We start from the raw sequence: 1,192 nt of genomic DNA on the forward strand, positions 1-1,192 counted from the left end.
TCCCATTACATGCGGATGAATAGCAGCTTCTTGAATAACGTCTTTCATTCTCTCCGATACGATAAAATAATCAATGCGCCACCCGATATTTCGTTCTCGCACTTTGTTCATATATGACCACCAGGTATAGGATCCTTCTTGATTCGGATATAAATAGCGAAATGTATCAAGAAATCCGCTAGCAAGAAGCGTCGTCATTTTCCCTCGCTCTTCTATTGTAAAACCAGAATTTCCTCGGTTTGGCTTCGGATTACGCAAGTCAATTTCTTCATGTGCTACATTTAGGTCTCCGCATAAAACTACCGCTTTACGGCTATTTAATTTTTTTAAGTACACGAGCAGATCATCTTCCCATTGAAGCCTTTCTTCAAGCCTTGCTAAGTCTCTTTTAGAATTTGGCGTATACACATTTACTACATAGCATTGTTCGAACTCAAGCGTGATAATACGTCCTTCGTCTTCTGATTCTTTATCCACGCCGTATGAAACGGATAAAGGCTTTTGCTTTGTAAAAACAGCCGTTCCGGAATACCCTTTTTTCACGGCATAATTCCAGTACTGATAATATCCTTCTAGCTGCAAATCAATTTGGCCTTCCTGCAGCTTCGTCTCTTGAATACAAAATACATCCGCATTCACTTCTTGAAAATAATCTAAAAATCCTTTTCGCACACACGCGCGAATGCCATTTACGTTCCACGAAATCAACTTCATAAACTCTTCACGTTCTCCTCACTCGATTTATGTATCAGTGTTTAGTGTAGACAATTTCTTGCATGAGTTCAAATAATTTAAAGCGTATACTTTTCTTTTCAAGGTATTCCTGATATTTCTTCTTATTTTATTTTCTGTATCTCAAACACTAGATACAAGAGGTGAAATATAATGTCAACAAACCACACGTATGAAAATAACGAAGAAGTTTCTGCTGTTTCTAAAAAAGAAGAGCACCCTACTAAAGAATGCGAAACACAGAATCAAACAGCGCTTACTAAAGAAGATTTTTCTTTAAATGATTCTGCCATTAAGCACTTTAGCAGGTAATTCATAAAAATAAAAACGCGTTAACTGGTAGCAAGACTCGCTGTCTCAAGCTCTTGCTATCCATTTCTTAAACATAAGGTGGTCCTATGCTAAAAACCATTCAAATGATAGAAGCCATTAAAAAACATTCTATGCCTTTTGCTAATGT

2 protein-coding genes are annotated in these 1,192 nt (G+C 37.0%); one reads left to right on the forward strand and one right to left on the reverse strand.

From position 1 onward, the window contains the following. Positions 1-714 (reverse strand): exodeoxyribonuclease III (gene xth / locus AC1DRF_RS28675; protein WP_477742396.1); only part of this gene is annotated, 714 nt, incomplete at its 3' end. A gap of 171 nt (positions 715-885) precedes the next feature. On the opposite strand from xth, the gene AC1DRF_RS28680 reads away from it, so the two are divergent. Continuing rightward, positions 886-1,044 carry a hypothetical protein gene (locus AC1DRF_RS28680; RefSeq protein WP_165802510.1) on the forward strand — a complete coding sequence of 53 codons (159 nt, stop codon included), beginning with the start codon at positions 886-888 and terminating at the stop codon, positions 1,042-1,044. Positions 1,045-1,192: the final 148 nt, after the last annotated feature.

The organism is Priestia sp. P5_B4 (assembly GCF_056400385.1).